Source organism: Lysinibacillus sp. F12 (assembly GCF_057773605.1).
The window spans coordinates 618775-639246 of record NZ_JBYMLP010000002.1 but is presented as its reverse complement, the minus strand read 5'-3'; the positions used below and the strand labels follow the sequence as shown (position 1 = coordinate 639246).

Sequence of the window (20472 nt, the reverse complement as noted above, 5' to 3'; positions counted from 1 at the left end):
ATGAGGAAAATTTTTCTTCGCAATTTGAAAAATCGAACAGTAAAGGGATGAGCTGTCCGTTATTTTATTATTAATAATGCTTATTAAACCTGAACGGGTAGCTGTTCGATCAATTGTAATAAGTCATGCTTAGAGCGAGGAACTGAAATATTTTCTTGCCATAATTTCTTTTTTTGTAGAGCCATGGTCATTTCAAAGACCCATGGTCGCTCAAGATGTGCCCGTTTTAGCAATTCTTCTTCATAGAACAGGGCGATAGGATCACCATGATAAATAATGTTTCCTGCCTCCATGACGATGATGTGATCCGCCCATTCATAGGCAAGGGAAATGTCGTGAGTAGCTGCGATAATCGTTCGTTCACAGTCTTCTAATTTGGCTAAGTACTGAAAAACCTGAGAAGCATAATAGCTATCAAGACCAGCCGTTGGTTCATCTAATAAAAGGACAGCCGGTTCCATCGCTAATACACCTGCCATTGCCACACGTTTTTTCTGTCCTACACTTAAGAAGTGAATCGGTTTATCAAGTAGCTCTGTTACTTCAGTTTGTGCCACAGCCCAGGCTATTTTTTCTTCAATTTTTTCCGTAGACCATCCTAAATTCAATGGACCATAGGCTATATCTTGCTTAACGGTTCCTGAAAAAAGCTGATTATCAGCATCTTGAAAGACAATTCCCACCTGTTGGCGAAGTGCTTTTAATGCTTTTCTACTATATTGAAGTTCGTTCCCATTAAATGAAATGGTTCCGGCTGTCGGTTTCAAAATGCCATTAAGATGTTGAAATAAAGTGGATTTTCCTGCTCCATTATGACCGAGTATAGCGATTTTTTTCCCTTTTGGAATGTCTAGTGAAATATCTGTCAAAGCCTTTGTTCCATCTGCATAGGCATAAGACAAATTAGTCAGTTGAAAATAATATGCTGTCATGAGAAGTATCCTCCATATACGATAAGGAATAAAAAAATAGCCATCATGCCGAGCCAGTTTTTTTTATTATAGACGGCCGTTTCGTGCCAATAAACCGTTTCACCGCCACGTGCCTGCATGGCATTGTTAAGCTCTCGACTACGCTGAAACATTTCAATAAACAACGCTGCAATCAGCATAGACATCGAACGTAACCATTGCATGGGTGAATGATGGCCAAGGCGGGCTTGCTGGGCTAAATGAATTTTTTGCATGCTTTCGAAAAAAATAAAAATAAAACGATAGGTGAGTTCTACTAACTCAACTAATAAAGGAGGGAGCCTCCATTGGCGAAGCACATAACAAATCTCTTGTACAGATGTTGTTAAAATTAAAAAATATAAGCAGCTTATACTGCCGAGTACGATAAAGAATAGCTGCTGTGCGGTAGCGATACTGGCTCTCCCAATAAAAATTGTCCAGCTCGTATACGTAAATGATCCCATATGGGCTGGTAATACATGCGTTGCTGGCGCTATCGAAATTAGGATGGAGATGAGACTTGTGAATAAGAAAAATCCTGGTAGTAATAATAGCTTCGCATAGTATTTTAGTGGGATTTTCGCACCCCAAATGATAAAAGCACTCATTACAAAAAATGTAATGAGTGAAAGTCGTTCCTCTCTCATAATAAGCGTGAATAAAAGTAGTCCTAATGAAAATATCATTTTTTCTAGAGGATGAACGTACGCTAGCTTATTGAGATACGCATACTTATCAATGAGTAACATCATTCTTAACCTTCTTTATGCTTGCCACGCATATAGCCGATAAAGTAGCCGATAAAACCAGCACCAATAGCTGCTTGTAGCACGAATAATAAGCTTTCAATTTCACCACTAGGCGGTTCCCATAAACTATCAAACCATGGCTCATACTCTGCATTAATCTCTCCAATGGCAGCTTCGGCTTCACCATCAGCTCCGCCAAATTCTGCTCCCTTTTGGACGAAGAGCGGGATAATGGCCAATAGCACTACAATCGCTAATAGTAATAAATTTCGTTTCATATTAGTGCGCCTCCTTTGTAGAGAAAACACGTAAAGACTTTAATTCGCTAATATTATATTTTTTCAAGAAGTTCATGACAATAACTGTTAATATCCCTTCACTCACAGCTAACGGGATTTGTGTTAAGGCAAAAATACTTGCGAACTTTGTAAATGAAGCCATAAAGCCACCGACTTCAGATGGGAAAGCAAGTGCTAATTGAATAGAAGTCACCACATATGTACCTAAATCCCCAAGCATAGCCGCAAAGAAAATAGCTAATGAAAACGATAACCCCATTTTTTGCGCCCCTTTAAATACAAAGTAGACGATAAACGGACCTACGATAGCCATCGAAAATGCATTAGCCCCTAATGTTGTGATTCCACCATGTGCTAAAAGTAAAGATTGAAATAATAAAACAATTGTCCCGATGACACTCATCGCTAACGGTCCAAATAAGACTGTTCCGAGACCTACCCCTGTTGGATGTGAACAGCTCCCTGTAACTGAAGGGATTTTTAAGGCTGATAGAACAAAGGCAAACGCACCAGACAGTCCCAGAATCATTTTTGTTTCTGGGTTTTCTTCGATTGTTTTACGAATAGAGCGCAATCCTAAAATAATAAATGGGACGGAGATTACCCACCAAAAAATAGCCCATTCGATTGGTAAAAAACCTTCCATGATATGCATGGCGAAGGCACGTTTTGGCACCATTAAAAAAGCCAATACAAAATAACTAAGTTTCCACCAAGACAGCTTCAATTTTCTTCCTCCAAACTATAAATAGATTTTTAGAATGTAGCGTGCGTAATAAAAAAAGCACTTTTCCGTTGTTGGAAAAGTGCATAGCTAAAAAAGCAAATAACATTCTCATCTGCTAAGCCGCACACCTATCCTCGTAGGATGAAACGATCACATATTTTCGGCAGGTCTCCTGGCTCTAGTTCAACACTTTATAGGTCTTCCCATCCATTGGACAGTGACATTTTCTATAAAGCTCCCTATTACAGTGGCGGGACCGCGCCGGACTTGAACCGGCTTCCCTTTTAAGTAAAATGACGAGCATTTTACACCAAAAATAGTAAGTTGTGAGATTTCACGACAAAGTGTACCACGAATTTCCATAAATATGCTATACTTTTTTATAAAAATTTTGAAATAGACTATCAATGTCGAAAATTCTGATTACTAAGGATTTTGAGAATAAAAGGGAACAACACCAATTTTAAATAACCAAAAACTCTCTGATAAAATTGATAAATTTGTCATGAATTTTTAAAGAAATATTGAAATTTTAAAATAATAAGATATGATTAAGACAGTTTTCTATTAAATATACAATTAAAAATTTCATATAAAACGTCGATAAGTGCTCGAAAAACTCGAGATAATAGGGAAATTGGTGAAAGTCCAATACAGCCCCCGCTACTGTAATAGCTGATGAAATCGCAATGCCACCTGTGCAAACTAGGGAAGGTGCGACAGTAAAATGAAGCTTAAGTCAGGAAACCTGCTTATCAGATTGTGCATGCAAACTTTTCGGAGGGAGAAGTTGAAGCAAAAGCGAGGATCTGTCTTTCAGTCTATTCGTTTTTATTTGGCTTCTACAAACCTTTACTCTTCGGGAGAGTAAAGGTTTTTCTTTTTCCAAAAGCAAAAGAGGGGAGACATAAAATGACAACGTGGAATTTAGAGGGGATGAAAACACATCTCTTTATTTGCAATGGCAGTAGCTGTATGAACAAGGATGGAGAAGAAATTACCCAAGCTATACGGGACGAAATACAGCGAAACGCACTAGATAAAGAAATACATACGACAAGAACACGCTGTAATGGACGATGTAAGGATGCTTGTGTGGTTATTGCTTACCCCCAGGGGAATTGGTACCGTGTACCATCAACGGAGCATGCTAGAACACTTGTACAGGATTTGCATCATGAATCCTTACATAACGATCATGTTTATACACTTCGGGAAGGGACATTGCAGCGAACAGCGCAAACGACAGCCATTAAAGGGATTGAAAAGGTGAAAGAGGGGTAAAAACATGGCGCAAAAAGGGAAAATTTTCGTAGTAGGCTTTGGACCTGGAGACTTTAAGCATATTACGACACGTGCAGTAGAGGCTTTACAACAAAGTGATATGATCATAGGCTATAAAACCTATGTTGAGCTGATTCAAGATTTAGTGAGTGCAAAATCTATTGTCAGTACAGGCATGACAGAAGAAGTGTCCCGTGCTCAGGAGGCAGTTCGTCAAGCAGAGGCAGGAAGTATAGTTTCGGTCATTTCGAGTGGAGATGCGGGCGTTTATGGTATGGCGGGATTAGTGTATGAAGTTTTAATTGAGCTAGGCTGGACAGAGGCAACTGGTATTGAAGTCGAGATTGTCCCGGGTATTTCAGCTATCAATTCATGTGCTAGTTTACTTGGTGCACCGATTATGCATGATGCTTGTACCATTAGTTTAAGTGACCACCTCACTCCGTGGAATTTAATTGCGAAGCGTGTGGAAGCTGCAGCAATGGCCGATTTTGTCATTGCTCTATACAATCCTAAAAGCGGTCGCCGTACAAGACAAATTGTCGAAGCACAGCGAATTCTTTTAGAATATCGTTCACCTGACACTCCAGTAGGGCTTGTGAAAAGTGCCTATCGAGAACGTCAAGAAGTGACGATGACCACATTGGCAGACATGTTGGAACATGATATCGGTATGCTGACAACCGTCATTATCGGAAACTCATCTACGTTTTTCTATGATAATAAAATGATTACGCCACGTGGCTACCAACGTAAATATACACTTGGCGAGGAAAAGCAGCCATTACGTCCACATCAACGTTTACGGGAAGAAAATGAGCCATGGGCGATGAATCAAGAGACAGGAACAGCACGCAATGACTTTGCGGCAGACCCCAATGCAGGGCGAATGAATAAACCCAGTGTAGCCGTTATGCCAAAGCCGAAAAAAACGGCACTTGAAATGGCTACAGCGGCACTTGCAATGGTAAAGGGAACAAATGCTATCAAGGTTACTCCAAAGCTTGTACAACAAAAAATAGAATCCATTTTTGAATTAGCAGTGAGCCCTGGAGTGGCCAATAAATTTTTTACACCACAGCAAATGATGACGTTAGCAGAGGTCGTAGGCGAAGATGGATCGATGGAATACACACCAGATCATCAAATCCATTTAAAAATACCTACAACTACGCCTGAACGCATCACTGAAAAATTACAGCAAGTAGGCTTTTTATTAGCACCAATTGGTGATGTATTGTCGTTGAAGGCTTGCGATTTTTGCTACGGTGAAAAAGCAGATTCCATACCATATGCGGAGGAAATTCAAGAAAAGCTTGGTGGTCTGTCTTTACCGAAAACATTAAATATTGGCTTTAATGGCTGTGGGATGGCTTGTTATCGAGCAGTATTTGACGATATTGGGATTGTCTATCGTAAAAGTAAATTTGATGTCTTTATTGGAGCGAAACCAGTCGGACGTACGGCTCATGCAGCACAGCCTGTTGTAGAAGGCTTGGAGCCTGAACAATTGATTCCTTTAATTACAGATATTATTGAAGAATATAAAGCCAATGCGCATCCAAACGAACGCTTATTTAAATACTTCAAGCGTGTGAAAAAGATATTGCATTTTACGTATCAAGATATGTCTTCCAAAATAAAAATAGAGCCAGCTCCGTGCGGCGACTAGTGAGGAGAAAAGAGATGAAAGCTATATTATTTGTTGGCCATGGTAGCCGTTTAGCAGCAGGAAATGATGAGGTACGTACATTTATCGAGCAAATGACATCTCGCATTGATGAACAATATCTAGTAGAAACATGTTTCCTAGAATTTGCTTCTCCTAACATTGAAGAAGGTATTACAAATTGTGTGAAAAAGGGTGCTACAGAGGTACATGTAATCCCGATTATATTACTTCATGCAGGTCATTCCAAGCTACATATCCCGGCAGAAATCGAGCATGCCCGTGAGCATTATCCGAATATCACATTCACATATGGTCAAACAATTGGCATTCATGAAGAAATATTTGCGATATTACAAGATCGTTTAGTTGAAATTGGATTTAATACAGAACAAGAACAGGAAGATACAGCCGTTTTATTAATTGCTCGAGGTGGCAGTGATCCTTATGCAAATGGGGACTTTTATAAAATCACACGATTGCTATGGGAAAAACTACCTGTTAAATACGTAGAAAGTGCCTTTATGGGTGTAACGGACCCACGTGTTGAAGAAGGCATTGAACGCTGCGTCAAACTAGGTGCTAAGAAAATAATCATGCTTCCTTACTTTTTATTCACTGGTATTTTAATGGAGCGTATGCATGTTATGTGTGAGAAATTCAATGAGCAATTTCCTGCATGTGAAATTCAAATTGCCAACTACTTTGGCTACCACGAACGTTTACAAAATGTTTTATTAGAGCGTATTGAGCAAGCGATGAATGGTACATCTACAGGTATGCAAGATCTTGAAGATTATCGTGCTTACGCTGCTATTCATGGACATGCACATCATCATCACCATCATGATCACGATCATGGACATGACCACCACCATCATCATCACGATCATGGACATGACCACCACCACGACCATGACCATGACCATGACCATCATCATCATGAAAAGGAGCCCGTTAAATGATTTTCATGTTAGCAGGGACGAGTGATGCAAGAAATCTGGGCCTTGAATTGCAAAGTACAGGTCATGCTGTAACTGCCACTGTTGTGACGGAATCGGCAGCCTCTAGTCTTGCTGACGTTGGCTTGCCTTCCTTAATAGGGAGACTAACAGCGGAAGAAATGGCGACTATTATAATGGAACAAGGCTTTCAATTGGTCGTAGATGCCTCTCATCCATTTGCTGAAGAGGCATCGAAAAATGCTATGGCAGCAGCTGAAAAAGCGCAAGTACCATATATCCGCTATGAACGTGCCCATGAGCATTATGCTCACCCACTTATTACAGTTGTAAAGGATTATGAAGAGGCGGCTCAGTTAGCAGCTGAAAAGCGTGGTGTCATTATGCTGACAACAGGCAGTAAAACGCTTGCTACATTTACGAAAGTTTTACAAGGCTTAGAAAACACAAGAGTCATTGCTCGTATGCTCCCACGACTTGACAATATGGAAAAATGTGAGGCGCTCGGTGTCGCACAGCGAGATATTGTAGCCATTCAAGGCCCATTTTCAAAGGAATTAAATGAAGCATTATTCCGTCAATATGGAGTGACCTTAATGATCACTAAAGAAAGCGGCAAAGTGGGCTCGGTAGACGAGAAGCTAGAGGCAGCCCTTGCCTGTTCTATAGAAACAATTCTTATTGCAAGACCCAATATTAAATATGGCCAACAATATTCCACTTTTGAAGAAGTGTTACAGGCTGTAAAACATACACTTTAGGAGGCAATAACAATGGATTTTAAAACTGATTTCAAACCATTAACAGTAGACCCAGATAAAATTTACGATTACAGTTTCTCAATTATCGCAGAAGAAATGGGGGAGCATAACTTTTCAGAGGATGAATGGAAGGTTGTGCGCCGTATTATCCATGCATCTGCTGACTTTGAGCTAGGTCGTAGCGTTATTATTACACCAGGAGCACTTGAAGCAGGTGTTAAGTCTATTCTGGCAGGGCGTCATGTAATTGCGGATGTGCAAATGATTGAAAGTGGTTCTGGTAAAAAACGTTTCCAAAAACATGGTGGCGATTTACATTGCTATATTGCGGATGAGGATGTATCTGTAGAAGCGAAAAAGCAAAATACAACGCGTGCCATTATATCGATGCAAAAAGCCTCAAAATTACATGAAGGCGGTATTTATGCTATTGGTAATGCCCCAACTGCATTACTAGAATTGATTCGTTTAATTAAGGAAGGCTTAGCAAAACCAGATTTAATTATTGGTATGCCTGTAGGTTTCGTGTCTGCGGCTGAATCGAAAGAGGAGCTGCTAAAACTTGAAGGTATTCCGTACATTACAAATGTTGGTCGTAAAGGCGGTAGTACAGTGACGGTTGCCGCATTAAATGCCATTTCACTTTTAGCGGATGAACAGGCGAAAAAATAATGGAGCGGAAGCCAAAAAAGGATCCTAAGGACATGCGTCACGGTTATACAACAGGAGCCTGTGCAACTGCAGTAACAAAGGCAGCTTTACTTGCCCTTATTACAAATGAAGAGCAAGAAACAAGCACGATTCATTTGCCAATAGGTAGGGATGCGACCTTTACTATTGAAAAATGCCTATTTGAAAACAATGCCGTCAGCTGTGAAACGATTAAAGATGCTGGTGATGACCCAGATGCCACACATCAGGCACTCATCGTCGGTACTGTGAGCTGGGCAGAGATACCTGGTATTCATTTAGATGGAGGGATTGGAGTCGGGCGTGTCACAAAGCCCGGCTTACCAGTGCCTGTTGGAGAGGCGGCCATTAATCCTGTCCCACGGAAAATGATTCACAGCACTGTTCAAGGTGTATTGGATGAATTTCAAATTACGCGAGGGGTTAACGTAGTGATTTCCGTACCTAGGGGCGAGGAGATTGCAAAAAAAACGTTAAATGGTCGTCTTGGTATACTTGGAGGCATCTCTATTTTAGGCACAAGGGGAACCGTCGTGCCTTTTTCAAGTTCAGCGTATATGGCTAGTATTGTACAGGCCATTAGCGTCGCTAAAGAGGCCGGCTGTGAGCATTTAGTAGTGACAACAGGTGGTCGCAGTGAAAAATTTGCGATGAAACAATACCCCCATTTACCTGAAGAAGCTTTTGTGGAAATGGGCGATTTTGTTGGCTTTACTTTAAAGCATTGTAAGCGACTCGGTATTAAACAAGTGTCCCTTGTTGGGATGATGGGGAAATTTTCAAAGGTGGCACAAGGGGTAATGATGGTGCATTCCAAAAGTGCTCCGATTGATTTTAACTTTTTAGCACAACTTGCCGAAGATGTAGGGGCAGATGCAGACATAATAGCCGAAATACGAGAGGCCAACACAGCGTCGCAAGTAGGTGAAATTATGATGGAAAAAGGATATGAATCATTTTTCCATCGTTTGTGTGAGGCCTGCTGCTATTCCTCCATTCATCATATAAAGGGCGGTTTAACGCTTTCCACATCGATTTATTCGATGCAGGGACAATTATTAGGAAGGGCTGATGACATTGCATCGATCGATGAAATTAATTGGAATCGGGGATAACGGATTAGCAAGCTTATTACCACAATACCACCAGTGGATTGAAGACTGTGAGGTACTTGTCGGTGGTGAGCGCGTGCTTGATTTTTTTCCACATTTTACAGGGGAAAAAATCAAGATCAAAGGAGGTCTTTCAGCACTTGTTGAGAGATTGTCAGAGGAAACAAGAGATACGATTATTCTCGCATCAGGAGATCCATTATTTTACGGCGTTGGCGGCTATTTAGCGAAAAAGCTAGATTTGGAGGTTTATCCATACATGAGCTCCATACAACTAGCCTTCGCGAAAATGGGAGAAAGCTGGCAGGATGCTTATGTCACAAGTATTCATGGACGACCTATGAAAGGCTTGGCACAGCGCATCGATGGGAACAAGAAAATAGCTCTATTAACAGATGCTGAAAATAGCCCAAATGCGCTCGCACGTTATTTAAAGCATTTTGGAATGACCGAATATCGAGCATTTGTAGCCGAAAATCTACAGGGTGAAGGTGAAAAATATGGTTGGTATTCGTTAGATGAAATGGAGACCACACATTTTTCCCCTCTCAACGTAGTTATTTTACAACAAACCTTTGAACCAAAACGCTACAAGCTCGGTATTGATGATGAAGAATTTTCTCAACGAAAGCCAGATAAAGGACTCATTACCAAAAAGGAAATTCGTGTTTTAAGCTTACAGGCGATGCAACTTCAAAAGGATAGTGTTATTTGGGATATTGGCACATGTACAGGATCTATGGCCATTGAAGCAGGTAAGCTTGCACCTGAGGGGCAAGTATACGCCGTTGAAAAAAATGCACCTGATTTAGAAAACTGTCTACACAATCAGCAAAAATTCCGTGTGGATCTAACAGCCATTCATAGTAAAGCTCCAGAGGGACTCGAACATTTCCCAGACCCTGATGCCATTTTTATCGGTGGGACTGGTGGTGAAATGGTCGAATTACTACAATTGTGCTGTAACCGCTTAAAACCAAATGGTCGCATTGTTTTAAATGCAGCGACAATTGAAAATTTATATAAAGCAGTGGAAGCGTTTAAGGCTTGTGATTTTGCGGTTGATATTTTACAGGCACAGCTTGCGCGTAGCAAACCGATTTTAGATATGACACGCTTTGTGCCATTAAATCCAATATATATTATTTCGGCTTATCGAAAGGAAGAAAATCATGACTAATTTAGGTGTTTTATATGGCTTGGGCGTTGGTCCTGGCGATCCAGAATTAATTACAGTGAAGGCGTTTCGTGTGATTCAAGAGTCACCTGTTATTGCTTATCCCAAAAAGCTGAGAGGCAGTAAGAGCTATGCCCATCGTATTGTAGACGTTTATATTAATCCAGAGGAAAAAGATATGCTTGGTCTTGTATTTCCTATGACGAAGGATGAAGCTGTCCTTGAGCGTGAATGGACAAAGTCAGTCGAGCTTGTATATGAAAAATTACAGGAGGGCAAGGATGTGGCCTTCGTTACAGAAGGTGATCCGTTATTATATAGTACGTTTATCCATATGATGAAGTTAATGCAGGACATGCATCCAGATGTAGAAATTCGTACGGTTCCGGGGATATCTTCATTTAATGGCTCCGCTTCTCGCCTGGGCATTGCATTAGCTGATGGTGATGATCGTGTGGCGATCATTCCTGCCTATGATGATTATGCGGCAATGCGAGAAGCGATTGAAAGTCATGATGCTGTAGTCTTTATTAAAGTAGCAAAAGTAATTGATTTAATGCTACAGGTACTACGTGATTTAGATTTACTGGATCAAGCATCTGTTGTGACAAAGGTAACATCTGACGAAGAAGTCATTTGGGATGTACGCGAGTTGGATGGTGTCGATTTAGAATATTTAACATTAATGGTGGTGCGTAAATAATGAAAAAAATCTATATAGTCGGCGCTGGTCCTGGTGATCCAGATTTAATTACAGTAAAAGGCTTACATATGTTACAGACAGCAGATGTAGTGATGTATACAGATTCATTAGTGAGTGAAGATCTCATTGCGAAAGCTAGACCAGATGCGGAAATTATTCGAACAGCTGGGATGCATTTAGAGGAAATGGTCGCTGTGATGGCTGATCGGGTCCATGCGGGGAAAATAGTAGCTCGCATGCATACAGGTGATCCGGCTATGTATGGAGCGATTATGGAACAAGTAGCACTCTTAAAAAAGCAAGGCATTGGCTACGAAGTTATTCCAGGGGTTAGCTCTGTTTTTGCATCAGCAGCGGCAATTGGGGCTGAGCTAACGATTCCTGATTTAACACAAACTTTAATTTTAACTCGTGCTGAAGGGCGTACCCCTGTACCCGAATTTGAAAAATTACGTGATTTAGCAAGCCATCATTGTACAATTGCTCTATTCTTAAGTGCGACGCTCACAAAGAAAATTGTCAAGGAACTTCAAAGTGCTGGTTGGGCTGATGACACACCCGTAGCAGTTATTCAACGTGCTTCTTGGCCAGATCAAAAAATTGTTCGTACAACATTAATCGAATTAGATGAAGCGATGCGTGTGAATGGAATTCGTAAGCATGCGATGATTCTAGCAGGCTGGGCGCTAGATCCTAATATTCATGATAAGGATCAATATCGCTCGAAATTATATGATGCAACCTTTACACACGGCTTCAGAAAAGGTGTGAAGACAAGTGATTGAGTTACAAGAGGGGATATTACCAGAAGTTGATCAGCGCAATCCATATGCTGTTGTAGCGATTACAAAGCACGGTGTTCAAATAGGACGACGACTCCAACAAACGTTTGCAGCAAGTGATTTGTATTATATGAGTAAATTTGAACAGGGTGATGAGGAGGAAAAGCATATTCAACTGTTTACCGGAACAGTGCGTTTGCTTTTGCCAACTCTATTTAAACAATACAAAGGTTTGATTTTAATTATTTCTTTAGGAGCAGTTGTACGAATGATTGCCCCCATTTTAAAGGATAAAAAGACTGATCCAGGTGTTGTAGTTATTGATGATCGAGGCGAAAACGTAATAAGTGTCTTGTCAGGACATCTTGGAGGTGCCAATGAACTAACGCATGAGGTAGCGGCAGCTCTTGGTGCCAACCCTATTATTACAACAGCTTCCGATGTGCAAAAGACTATTCCTGTCGATTTATTTGGTGCACGCTTTGGCTGGGTTTGGGATAGTGCCGATAAATTAACGCCTGTCAGTGCTTCTGTCGTCAATGAGGAACATGTGGCTATTGTACAGGAAACTGGTGAACGGGATTGGTGGATGCGTGATACACCAATGCCAGAGCAAATTAAAATTTATCCATCTACACAGACGGCCATAGAGGCTAAGCCTCATGCAACATTGTTAATAACGGACCGTATAATCGAACGAGAAGAAGAAGTTTTGCTTGAAAATGGTGTCATTTATCGACCAAAATCAATTGTCTTAGGCATGGGCTGTAATCGTGGTACATCTATTGAGGAGATTGAACAAGTCATTGATGAAACCCTGGCAGAGCTTAATCTTTCGAAAAAAAGTGTGAAGGCACTTTGTACAATTGATTTGAAGAAAGATGAGCAATGCTTCCTCGATATTACAAAAAAATATGATTGGGAGTTCGTTACCTATTCACCATCAGAATTAAATGAAATTGAGTTTCCATCACCTTCGGAAACAGTCTTTAAATATACAGGGGCATACGGTGTCAGTGAACCTGCGGCAATGCGTTATGCTCAGGCCAAATCACTTATCTTAGAAAAGAAAAAATCAGGTAATGCTACGATTTCAGTTGCTAGATACCAATTTTAAGGAGGAAGTCCATGCAAACCAATCGCTTTGTATTAGCCGGGACAGGCAGTGGGGTAGGCAAAACTACTTTTACCATTGGACTGATGAAGGCTTTACAAAATAAAGGGAAAGTCGTGCAGGGCTTTAAATGCGGACCTGATTATATCGATCCAACCTATCATACGGCCGTAACAGGTAGAATATCACGCAATATTGATAGTTGGATGTTCTCGCATGAAGCAGTATGTGATATTGTAGCACGCGCTAGTGAGGATGCGGATGTATCTATTATTGAGGGGGTGATGGGCTTTTATGATGGCAAAAGTCCATTATCAGATGCTGGCTCTGCCGCAGATATCAGTGTAGTGACAGAGAGTCCTGTTATTTTAATCGTTAATTGTGCAAGTATGGCTAGAAGTGTTGCGGCAGTTGTCAAAGGATTTCAATTATTATCAGATAAACCAAATATCGTTGGTGTGATAGCCAATCAGGTGGGTAGTGTGGGTCATTATGAAATTGCTAAGGCTGCTATTGAACAAGAATGTGGTATTCCTGTAATCGGCTACTTAAAGCGCGAGGAAGGGATTGATATTCCAAGTCGTCATTTAGGACTAGTCCCTGCTATTGAAAGAGGAGAGCTGCATTCATTTTTTGACAAGCTAGGAGAACTAATGGCCAAGACCATTGACTTAGAGCAATTACTCCGTATCACTAAGGCCCCTGTACTTCAGGAATCAGGCAAATTATTTACAGAGGAGCCTACACAAAATATTTGTCTCGCTGTAGCAAAAGATGTGGCATTTAATTTTTATTATGAAGAAAATTTGGCGTTATTACGGGCGAAAGGTGCGACATTACAATTTTTCTCACCACTTGCCAATGAGCCAGTACCAAGTGAGGCTGATGGCTTATATATAGGGGGTGGCTTTCCTGAAGAGTTTGCACAGACACTTGCTGCAAATACGATTGCCAAACAATCTATACGTGCAGCCATAAACAAAGGTCTACCGACATTGGCTGAATGTGGGGGCTTCATGTATTTAACAGAAGCTATTACAGATAGCCATGGAGAGCGTTATGACATGATAGGTGTAATCCCAGGGGAGGTAGCTATGCAAACAAAGCTAGCAGCACTTGGCTATCGTGAAATTTTTGGTACAGCAGGTAATTTCTTAATCGGTTCAGAGGAACAGGCAAAGGGACATGAATTCCACTATTCCAAATATAATGGCTCCCATCACACACCGGCCTACGAAACGATTGGTCGCTTTGGCAAAAAACAAGAAGGCTATCAAGTAGGGAATTTGGTGGCTGGTTATACGCATTTTCATTTTGTATCAAACCCAAAGCTAGTTGACAATTGGTTAACAGCTTGCAAGAAGGTGAAGAATGATGACTAATTATTTTCCTATTCATATTAATCTAGAATATAAAACAGTTGTAATCGTAGGCGGTGGTCACGTAGCCACACAAAAGGTGGCATCCCTTTTACCAGCGAAGGCGAATATCGTCATCGTTAGTCCGACCTTACATGAAGATTTACAGCCACTAGTCGAGTGGGGGCAAATTACTTGGAAACGAAAAGAGTTTGAACCACGTGATTTGGATGATGCAATCCTTATTATTGCTGCCACAAATGTGACGACTGTTAACGAAGCCGTGCAAGAGGCGGCACAGCATTGGCAATTAATGAATCGAACAGATAGACAAAGTGAAAGTGATTTTATTACTCCCGCGACAGTTCGTCGTGGTCCTTTAGTGTTAACTGTCTCGACATCGGGAGCAAGTCCTGGGCTAGCACGAAAAATTAAAGCAGATTTAGAGGATCAATTTGATGATGCCTATGAAGATTACGTATGCTTTTTGCAGCAAGCTCGTTTAATGATTGTTGCCAAGTTTGATAAAGGCCCACAAAGACGTGAGGCATTACAGGCCTTGCTAGAGCCAAACATCCTAGAATGGACACGTCAAGGTGAGATGGATAGACGTGAAGCTTATTTACAACAACTATTGATGGGAGCAAAGCAATGAAGGATGGAATAGTTTATATCGTTGGCGCAGGACCTGGAGATCCAAAGCTCATTACGGTTTATGGTCTGGAATGTATTCAAAAGGCTGATATTATTGCATATGACCGTCTTGTGAATCCAGCATTGCTAGACTTCGCGAAAAAGGATGCGGAACTCGTTTATTGTGGGAAATTACCAGGAAAGCACCACCTAATTCAAGATGAAATTAATGCATTACTTGTGGAGAAGGCGCAGCAGGGCAAAATTGTTACACGTCTTAAAGGTGGCGATCCATTCGTCTTTGGTCGTGGTGCAGAAGAGGCTGAAATCTTAAAAAATCATGGCATTTCCTATGAAATTGTGCCGGGTATAACTGCAGGTATTGCGGCTCCAGCTTATGCTGGGATTCCTGTGACACATAGAGACTTTGCCACAAGCTTTGCCCTCGTGACTGGACATGGCCGAGAAGAAAAAGGACAGGATTTTTTGAATTGGCCAGCATTAGCAACGGGCATTGATACTGTCGCTTTTTATATGAGCGTTGGCAATATTGCCTATATAGCTCGAAAATTAATCGAGAATGGGCGTAAAGCCACAACGCCAGTAGCGGTTATTGAATGGGGAACAACTGCTCAACAACGAACTATAACAGGGCAACTAGATGAAATTGCGAACATTATTGAACGTGAAGGGTATCATAATCCTTCCATGATTGTAGTTGGCGATGTCGTCAATGTACGTGAAAAAATACAATGGTTTGAAGAGCAGGGACTTGCTTTTTCATAATCATCTCATAAGAGAGCAGAAGGAGGAAGCAACATGACAGTCATCGAAGCACTAAAAAAGCGTCGAGCTATTCGAAATTACACAGCACAACCAGTAGAAAAAGAGAAAATTGAGCAAATCTTAGAGGCTGCTACATTTGCCCCTAATGACAGAATGAGAGAGCCTTGGCATTTCTACATCATTCAAGGTGAAGCTATGGATCGTTATGAGGAAATGGCAAGCGCTTATTTACAAGAACGCTTTCCGACAAAGCCGAATTTAGTGGAAAGCTCATTAAAGGTTGTACAAACAACCCCCGTCGCTATTGTTGTAACAGCAGATGTGGTGGAAGGGGATACCGATGCGACAGAGGACAACGTTTTTGCTGTATGTAGCGCCATTATGTCAATGTGGTTAACAGCAGAGGAGCTAGGTCTTGGCTTTGTTTGGCGTACACGTGGTGTTGGTCTTGTACATGATTCACGCATGCATTCGTTTATCGGTGCAAGTGAAGCACAGAAAGTGGTAGGGACAATTTTTATTGGCTACCCACAAGTGCAGGAGTTCACCGACAAGAAGCGTACGCCATTTGAAGAAAAGACAACTTGGCTATAAGGAGGCTAACAGCATGGCAAGAAAAGGCTTGTTTTTAGTGTATACAGGCGAAGGAAAGGGCAAAACGACAGCATCCCTAGGTGTTACATTACGTGCGATCGGTCGTGGGTTAAATGTGCGCTATATGCAATTTATTAAATCACCTGAGCGTACGTATGGAGAGCAAATTGCCCTGCGTAAGCTTGGTGTGGAAATGGAACAAATGGGCATTGGCTTCACTTGGACCAAAACACCTGAGGAGCATCGTGTAGCCTTAGCAAAGGCTTGGAAAAAAACGAAGGCAGCTCTACAAGATGACAGCATTGATTTATTAGTGCTAGATGAGCTAAATAATGCATTGGCTATAAGTAAGTTTCCAATTGATGATGTTCTACCACTGGCAGAAGTCATAGAAGCAATTCAGCAACGTCCTTCGACCATGCATCTAGTGGTGACTGGACGCAGTGCCAACCCCGCGTTGCTAGCAATGGCGGATTTAGTTTCTACGATTGATGCTACTAAGCATTATTATGATGAAGGTATTCCAGCTGTGAAGGGGCTTGAATTTTAATATACCTTTACCTTTAGGGTGGAGGATTTACTCCTGAGCTAGGTAACGCATGATGGATAGGAGAGAAAACCTAACGAAAGAAAGGCAAATATCTGTGTCTCGTGGAACAGCGTGACACCTATAATGACGGAGGATAATTGATTATGCCAGCAAAATCAATCATGATTCAAGGAACAGCTTCCGATGTTGGAAAAAGTATGATTTGTACGGCGTTGTGTCGTATATTTTCAGATGATGGCTTTAAAGTTGTCCCCTTTAAATCGCAAAATATGGCGCTTAATTCATTTGTAACAAAAGATGGCGGAGAAATTGGTCGAGCACAAGGAGTACAGGCTGAAGCTGCCCGTGTTGTTGCGACGACTGATATGAACCCTATTTTGCTGAAGCCAAAGCAAGATATGATGTCTGAGGTCATTGTCCACGGGAAGCATTTTTTAAATATGGATGCCAAAACATATCGCAATAATTTTGTACAGGAAGCCATGCCCATTGTGGAAAAATCAGTTCGTTCGCTTCAAAATACATATGATGTCATTGTCTTAGAGGGGGCAGGAAGCCCAGCAGAGATTAACTTAAAGGATCGTGATATTGCTAATATGCGAATGGCTCATTTAGCAGATGCAGCGGTTGTCCTTGTTGCCGACATTGATCGTGGTGGGGTTTTTGCCTCGATTGTTGGTACACTGGCATTGCTAGATGAAGCGGAGCGAGCACGAGTGAAAGGGTTAATCATCAATAAATTTAGAGGCATGCGTGAATTATTGGATGATGGTTTGGCATGGGTGGAGCAAGAAACAGGCATTCCCGTACTAGGTGTTGTGCCTTATTTAGAGGTCAATATTGAAGCGGAGGACTCGCTCGCTTTATCATCATTACGCTTTAAAAAGCCAAAACCAGGGGAATTTGCTGTCGATGTGGCGATGATTCGTTTACCCCGTATTTCAAACTTCACAGATGTTGATCCATTTTTTGATGAGCCTGAAGTGGGAGTTCGATTAATTGGAAAAGTTCATGAACTCGGTACGCCAGATTTGCTGATACTCCCAGGAACGAAAAGTACCATCGATGATTTAGCCTGGTTAAAGGCTCAAGGCTTCGATCAAGCCATTGCCCGATTAAGGGAGCATGGCACCAAAATTATTGGAATATGTGGTGGTTTTCAAATGCTTGGTGAGACGCTATTAGATCCAGATGCAGTGGAGGGAAATGGTGAATCTGCTGATGGTCTTGGCTTATTGCCGATGGAAACTATTTTCGTAGGCAATAAAAAAACGGTTCAAATGACTGGCACAAGAGGACAGGATACTTTGACAGGCTATGAAATTCATCTAGGGCGAACAAAAATTTTACGTGAAGAAGTTACACCGTTTTTACTGCTTGAAGATGGTCGTGAAGATGGGGCTGTTAGTCAAGACGAACAGGTAATTGGTACGTATTTCCATGGTTTATTTCATAATCGTACCTATACTCGTCAGCTTATCAATGACATCCGTATGAAAAAAGGTTTAGCTGCTTTACCACGTGAAGTAAAAAGTGATGCTGAACGAAGAGAAGATGCCTATAACATGTTAGCTAGTCATGTACGAGCAAATCTTGATATGAAAAAAATATATGAATTATTATCTATAGAGGTATCTGTATGACAAGAAAAGGACCATTAGCCATTAATTTTGAAGCATTATGGCAAGAAGGTATGAAAGACTGGCAAGGGCATATGCCTGAGCGTATGGTGAATGATCAGCTAGAGGAGCAATTTTGGGCTCAATCTGTGGCACGGAAAAATATGGGGCAAACGGATCCATATGCTGCACGTATTTTTCAGGAGCTTCAAAAAAGTATTGACCCCCAACATTCTGTATTAGAAATTGGTCCTGGCTGGGGCAATTACACGTTTCCTTTAGCAGATAGAGTAGACAAGCTCACATGTGTGGATAGCTCTGAAAGTATGCTACAGTATTTACAGCAGTGCATGCCTCATCAGAAGCACGTTTCATATGTACATGCAAAATGGGAACGTTTAGAAAAAGATGATATAGAGCCCCATGATATCGTCTTAGGCGTGAATTGTTTTTACCGTATGTATGAAATTAAAGCTGCTTTAGGGCATATGAATCGACTGGCGACGAAACGTGCCATCATAGGGATGACGACAGGGCCTATTCAGCCACACTATGAAATACTATATGAAAAGTATGGCTATACGATTAAATTCCCTCGAAGAGATTATATTGAGTTTTTAAATCTACTGTACGAAATGGATATTTACGCTGATTGCCAAATCATCCCTTTAGAACGCGTATATACTTATGAAAGCTATGAGCAGCTAGTGACGGCACAAAGTAAAAAAATATTAAATACAGATGTCCTACAAGCACATATTGAGGAGTCGCTGGAGCCTTTTATTGAAGAAAAAGATGGACGCTATTATTATCGTCATGATTTTCATGCAGCTCTTGTTTCTTGGCAACCAAAATAAACGACAAAACCTTTGGATAAAGCTTTTACCAAAGGTTTTTCTTATGAGACTCAATAAGGTACAATAAAACGATAAAACATGAATTGAGGTGGCATTTGTGCAGCTACATTTTTTAGGAACAGGCGCAGGCATGCCTTCCAAAGAACGAAATACGAGTGCCCTGATGGTGAAGCTATTAGACGAAATAAGCGAAATGTGGCTTTTTGATTGTGGAGAGGCGACTCAACATCAAATTTTACACACCTCGCTAAAGCCCCGGAAGGTATCCAAAATTTTTATAACGCATCTTCATGGTGATCATATTTTCGGATTGCCGGGCTTTTTAAGCTCTCGTTCATTTCAAGGAGGAGATGAACCTCTAACGATTTTTGGTCCAGTCGGCTTACAGCAATGGATTGAACAAACTTTTGCTTTATCAAAGACTCATTTAACATATCCCTTGCACTTTGTAGAGGTTGAGGAAGGGATTGTATACGAGGATGCCTGTTTTACGGTTTATGCGAAGGAATTGCGTCATGTTGTTCCATGCTATGGATATCGTATTGAACAAAAGGATTTACCTGGTGAATTATTAATTGAAAAAGCCAAGGATTTAGGTGTTCCCAAGGGTCCTCTTTTAGGACAATTAAAAAGAGGGCATGATGTCGTACTTGAAAATGGTGATGTCATTCAAGCGAAAGATGTTGTAGCATCAGCCAAAAAAGGCTTTACACTAACTATTTTAGGCGACACGAAATATTGTGAGGAGGCTGTTCAGCTATCAATGGGCGCTGATATCATTGTACATGAAGCAACCTTTGACGGCACAACAACGGATTTAGCAGCCAATTATGGTCATGCAACTAATGTGGAGGCAGCCAAGGTTGCACAGCAAGCAGGAGCACAATATTTACTATTAAATCATTTAAGTGCTCGTTTTCTTCCACAAGATTTACCTCCATTTTTGGCAGAGGCTCAGGAAACTTTCCCGCAAACATTTCTAACTGCCGATCAAGCTATTTATACTTGGCAAAACAATACATTACTTTAATACTGAAAAACATCTATTAATTGGAATGACAGCTAATAGATGTTTTTTGTATTGATGCTATAT

Annotated in this window: 22 protein-coding genes and 2 riboswitches; of the genes, 18 read left to right on the top strand and 4 right to left on the bottom strand. The window is 41.0% G+C overall.

The features are described 5' to 3' along the window. Positions 1-83 precede the first annotated feature (83 nt). The 4 genes from AC3CH7_RS10235 to AC3CH7_RS10220 are packed head-to-tail and all read right to left on the bottom strand — an operon-like array spanning position 84 to position 2728. Positions 84-932 carry an energy-coupling factor ABC transporter ATP-binding protein gene (locus AC3CH7_RS10235; RefSeq protein WP_012295004.1) on the bottom strand — a complete coding sequence of 283 codons (849 nt, stop codon included), beginning with the start codon at positions 930-932 and terminating at the stop codon, positions 84-86. Further along, positions 929-1705 carry a cobalt ECF transporter T component CbiQ gene (gene cbiQ / locus AC3CH7_RS10230; RefSeq protein WP_488381726.1) on the bottom strand — a complete coding sequence of 259 codons (777 nt, stop codon included), beginning with the start codon at positions 1703-1705 and terminating at the stop codon, positions 929-931. The genes AC3CH7_RS10235 and cbiQ overlap by 4 nt, the downstream gene beginning before the upstream one ends. A 2-nt stretch (positions 1706-1707) precedes the next feature. Then, on the bottom strand, positions 1708-1980 hold the full coding sequence (locus AC3CH7_RS10225) for an energy-coupling factor ABC transporter substrate-binding protein (RefSeq protein WP_008178258.1): 273 nt from the start codon (positions 1978-1980) through the stop codon (positions 1708-1710). A 1-nt stretch (position 1981) separates the two neighbouring features. Beyond that, positions 1982-2728, bottom strand: coding sequence for an energy-coupling factor ABC transporter permease (locus tag AC3CH7_RS10220; RefSeq protein WP_031417479.1), 747 nt, complete (start codon positions 2726-2728; stop codon positions 1982-1984). 145 nt (positions 2729-2873) lie between these two features. After that, positions 2874-3058, bottom strand: a riboswitch (cobalamin riboswitch). Between the two features lie 258 nt (positions 3059-3316). After that, a riboswitch (cobalamin riboswitch) is annotated at positions 3317-3498 on the top strand. A 142-nt stretch (positions 3499-3640) separates the two neighbouring features. On the opposite strand from AC3CH7_RS10220, the gene AC3CH7_RS10215 reads away from it, so the two are divergent. The 18 genes from AC3CH7_RS10215 (at position 3641) to rnz (ending at position 20409) form a co-directional block, all read left to right on the top strand. After that, positions 3641-4012, top strand: a complete 372-nt coding sequence (locus AC3CH7_RS10215) for a (2Fe-2S) ferredoxin domain-containing protein (protein WP_031417481.1) — start codon at positions 3641-3643, stop codon at positions 4010-4012. Positions 4013-4016: 4 nt separating this feature from the next. Beyond that, on the top strand, positions 4017-5684 hold the full coding sequence (gene cobJ / locus AC3CH7_RS10210) for a precorrin-3B C(17)-methyltransferase (RefSeq protein ID WP_198694964.1): 1668 nt from the start codon (positions 4017-4019) through the stop codon (positions 5682-5684). 14 nt (positions 5685-5698) lie between these two features. Next, a complete protein-coding gene (locus AC3CH7_RS10205; RefSeq protein ID WP_488381725.1) occupies positions 5699-6646 on the top strand; it encodes a sirohydrochlorin chelatase in 948 nt (315 codons plus the stop codon). After that, positions 6643-7404 carry a precorrin-6A reductase gene (gene cobK, locus AC3CH7_RS10200; protein ID WP_031417486.1) on the top strand — a complete coding sequence of 254 codons (762 nt, stop codon included), beginning with the start codon at positions 6643-6645 and terminating at the stop codon, positions 7402-7404. Before AC3CH7_RS10205 ends, cobK begins: the two co-directional genes overlap by 4 nt. 12 nt (positions 7405-7416) lie before the next feature. Further along, a complete protein-coding gene (locus tag AC3CH7_RS10195; RefSeq protein ID WP_012294996.1) occupies positions 7417-8076 on the top strand; it encodes a precorrin-8X methylmutase in 660 nt (219 codons plus the stop codon). Next, the gene (locus AC3CH7_RS10190; RefSeq protein WP_012294995.1) at positions 8076-9209 is read left to right on the top strand and encodes a cobalt-precorrin-5B (C(1))-methyltransferase; all 1134 of its coding nucleotides are present in this window, start codon (positions 8076-8078) and stop codon (positions 9207-9209) included. The genes AC3CH7_RS10195 and AC3CH7_RS10190 overlap by 1 nt, the downstream gene beginning before the upstream one ends. Then, the gene (locus AC3CH7_RS10185; protein WP_036164072.1) at positions 9166-10386 is read left to right on the top strand and encodes a bifunctional cobalt-precorrin-7 (C(5))-methyltransferase/cobalt-precorrin-6B (C(15))-methyltransferase; all 1221 of its coding nucleotides are present in this window, start codon (positions 9166-9168) and stop codon (positions 10384-10386) included. Before AC3CH7_RS10190 ends, AC3CH7_RS10185 begins: the two co-directional genes overlap by 44 nt. Beyond that, on the top strand, positions 10379-11086 hold the full coding sequence (gene cobI, locus AC3CH7_RS10180; protein ID WP_012294994.1) for a precorrin-2 C(20)-methyltransferase: 708 nt from the start codon (positions 10379-10381) through the stop codon (positions 11084-11086). The genes AC3CH7_RS10185 and cobI overlap by 8 nt, the downstream gene beginning before the upstream one ends. Then, positions 11086-11871 carry a precorrin-4 C(11)-methyltransferase gene (gene cobM, locus AC3CH7_RS10175; RefSeq protein WP_012294993.1) on the top strand — a complete coding sequence of 262 codons (786 nt, stop codon included), beginning with the start codon at positions 11086-11088 and terminating at the stop codon, positions 11869-11871. Before cobI ends, cobM begins: the two co-directional genes overlap by 1 nt. Further along, positions 11864-12985, top strand: coding sequence for a cobalt-precorrin 5A hydrolase (locus tag AC3CH7_RS10170; RefSeq protein ID WP_012294992.1), 1122 nt, complete (start codon positions 11864-11866; stop codon positions 12983-12985). The genes cobM and AC3CH7_RS10170 overlap by 8 nt, the downstream gene beginning before the upstream one ends. A gap of 11 nt (positions 12986-12996) precedes the next feature. After that, positions 12997-14364 carry a cobyrinic acid a,c-diamide synthase CobB gene (locus tag AC3CH7_RS10165; RefSeq protein ID WP_036164068.1) on the top strand — a complete coding sequence of 456 codons (1368 nt, stop codon included), beginning with the start codon at positions 12997-12999 and terminating at the stop codon, positions 14362-14364. Next, positions 14357-14995, top strand: a complete 639-nt coding sequence (locus tag AC3CH7_RS10160; RefSeq protein WP_012294990.1) for a precorrin-2 dehydrogenase/sirohydrochlorin ferrochelatase family protein — start codon at positions 14357-14359, stop codon at positions 14993-14995. The genes AC3CH7_RS10165 and AC3CH7_RS10160 overlap by 8 nt, the downstream gene beginning before the upstream one ends. After that, on the top strand, positions 14992-15759 hold the full coding sequence (gene cobA, locus AC3CH7_RS10155) for a uroporphyrinogen-III C-methyltransferase (RefSeq protein WP_031417498.1): 768 nt from the start codon (positions 14992-14994) through the stop codon (positions 15757-15759). The genes AC3CH7_RS10160 and cobA overlap by 4 nt, the downstream gene beginning before the upstream one ends. A gap of 33 nt (positions 15760-15792) precedes the next feature. Continuing rightward, positions 15793-16353, top strand: a complete 561-nt coding sequence (locus AC3CH7_RS10150) for a nitroreductase family protein (protein WP_012294987.1) — start codon at positions 15793-15795, stop codon at positions 16351-16353. Positions 16354-16366: 13 nt separating this feature from the next. Then, positions 16367-16903: a cob(I)yrinic acid a,c-diamide adenosyltransferase gene (locus tag AC3CH7_RS10145; RefSeq protein ID WP_012294986.1), complete on the top strand. Its 537-nt coding sequence runs from the start codon at positions 16367-16369 to the stop codon at positions 16901-16903. A gap of 143 nt (positions 16904-17046) precedes the next feature. Next, positions 17047-18546 carry a cobyric acid synthase gene (locus tag AC3CH7_RS10140; RefSeq protein ID WP_012294985.1) on the top strand — a complete coding sequence of 500 codons (1500 nt, stop codon included), beginning with the start codon at positions 17047-17049 and terminating at the stop codon, positions 18544-18546. Continuing rightward, positions 18543-19379 carry a class I SAM-dependent methyltransferase gene (locus AC3CH7_RS10135; RefSeq protein WP_031417504.1) on the top strand — a complete coding sequence of 279 codons (837 nt, stop codon included), beginning with the start codon at positions 18543-18545 and terminating at the stop codon, positions 19377-19379. The genes AC3CH7_RS10140 and AC3CH7_RS10135 overlap by 4 nt, the downstream gene beginning before the upstream one ends. Before the next feature lie 97 nt (positions 19380-19476). Beyond that, positions 19477-20409, top strand: coding sequence for a ribonuclease Z (gene rnz, locus AC3CH7_RS10130; RefSeq protein WP_488381724.1), 933 nt, complete (start codon positions 19477-19479; stop codon positions 20407-20409). The last annotated feature ends 63 nt before the right edge of the window (positions 20410-20472 follow it).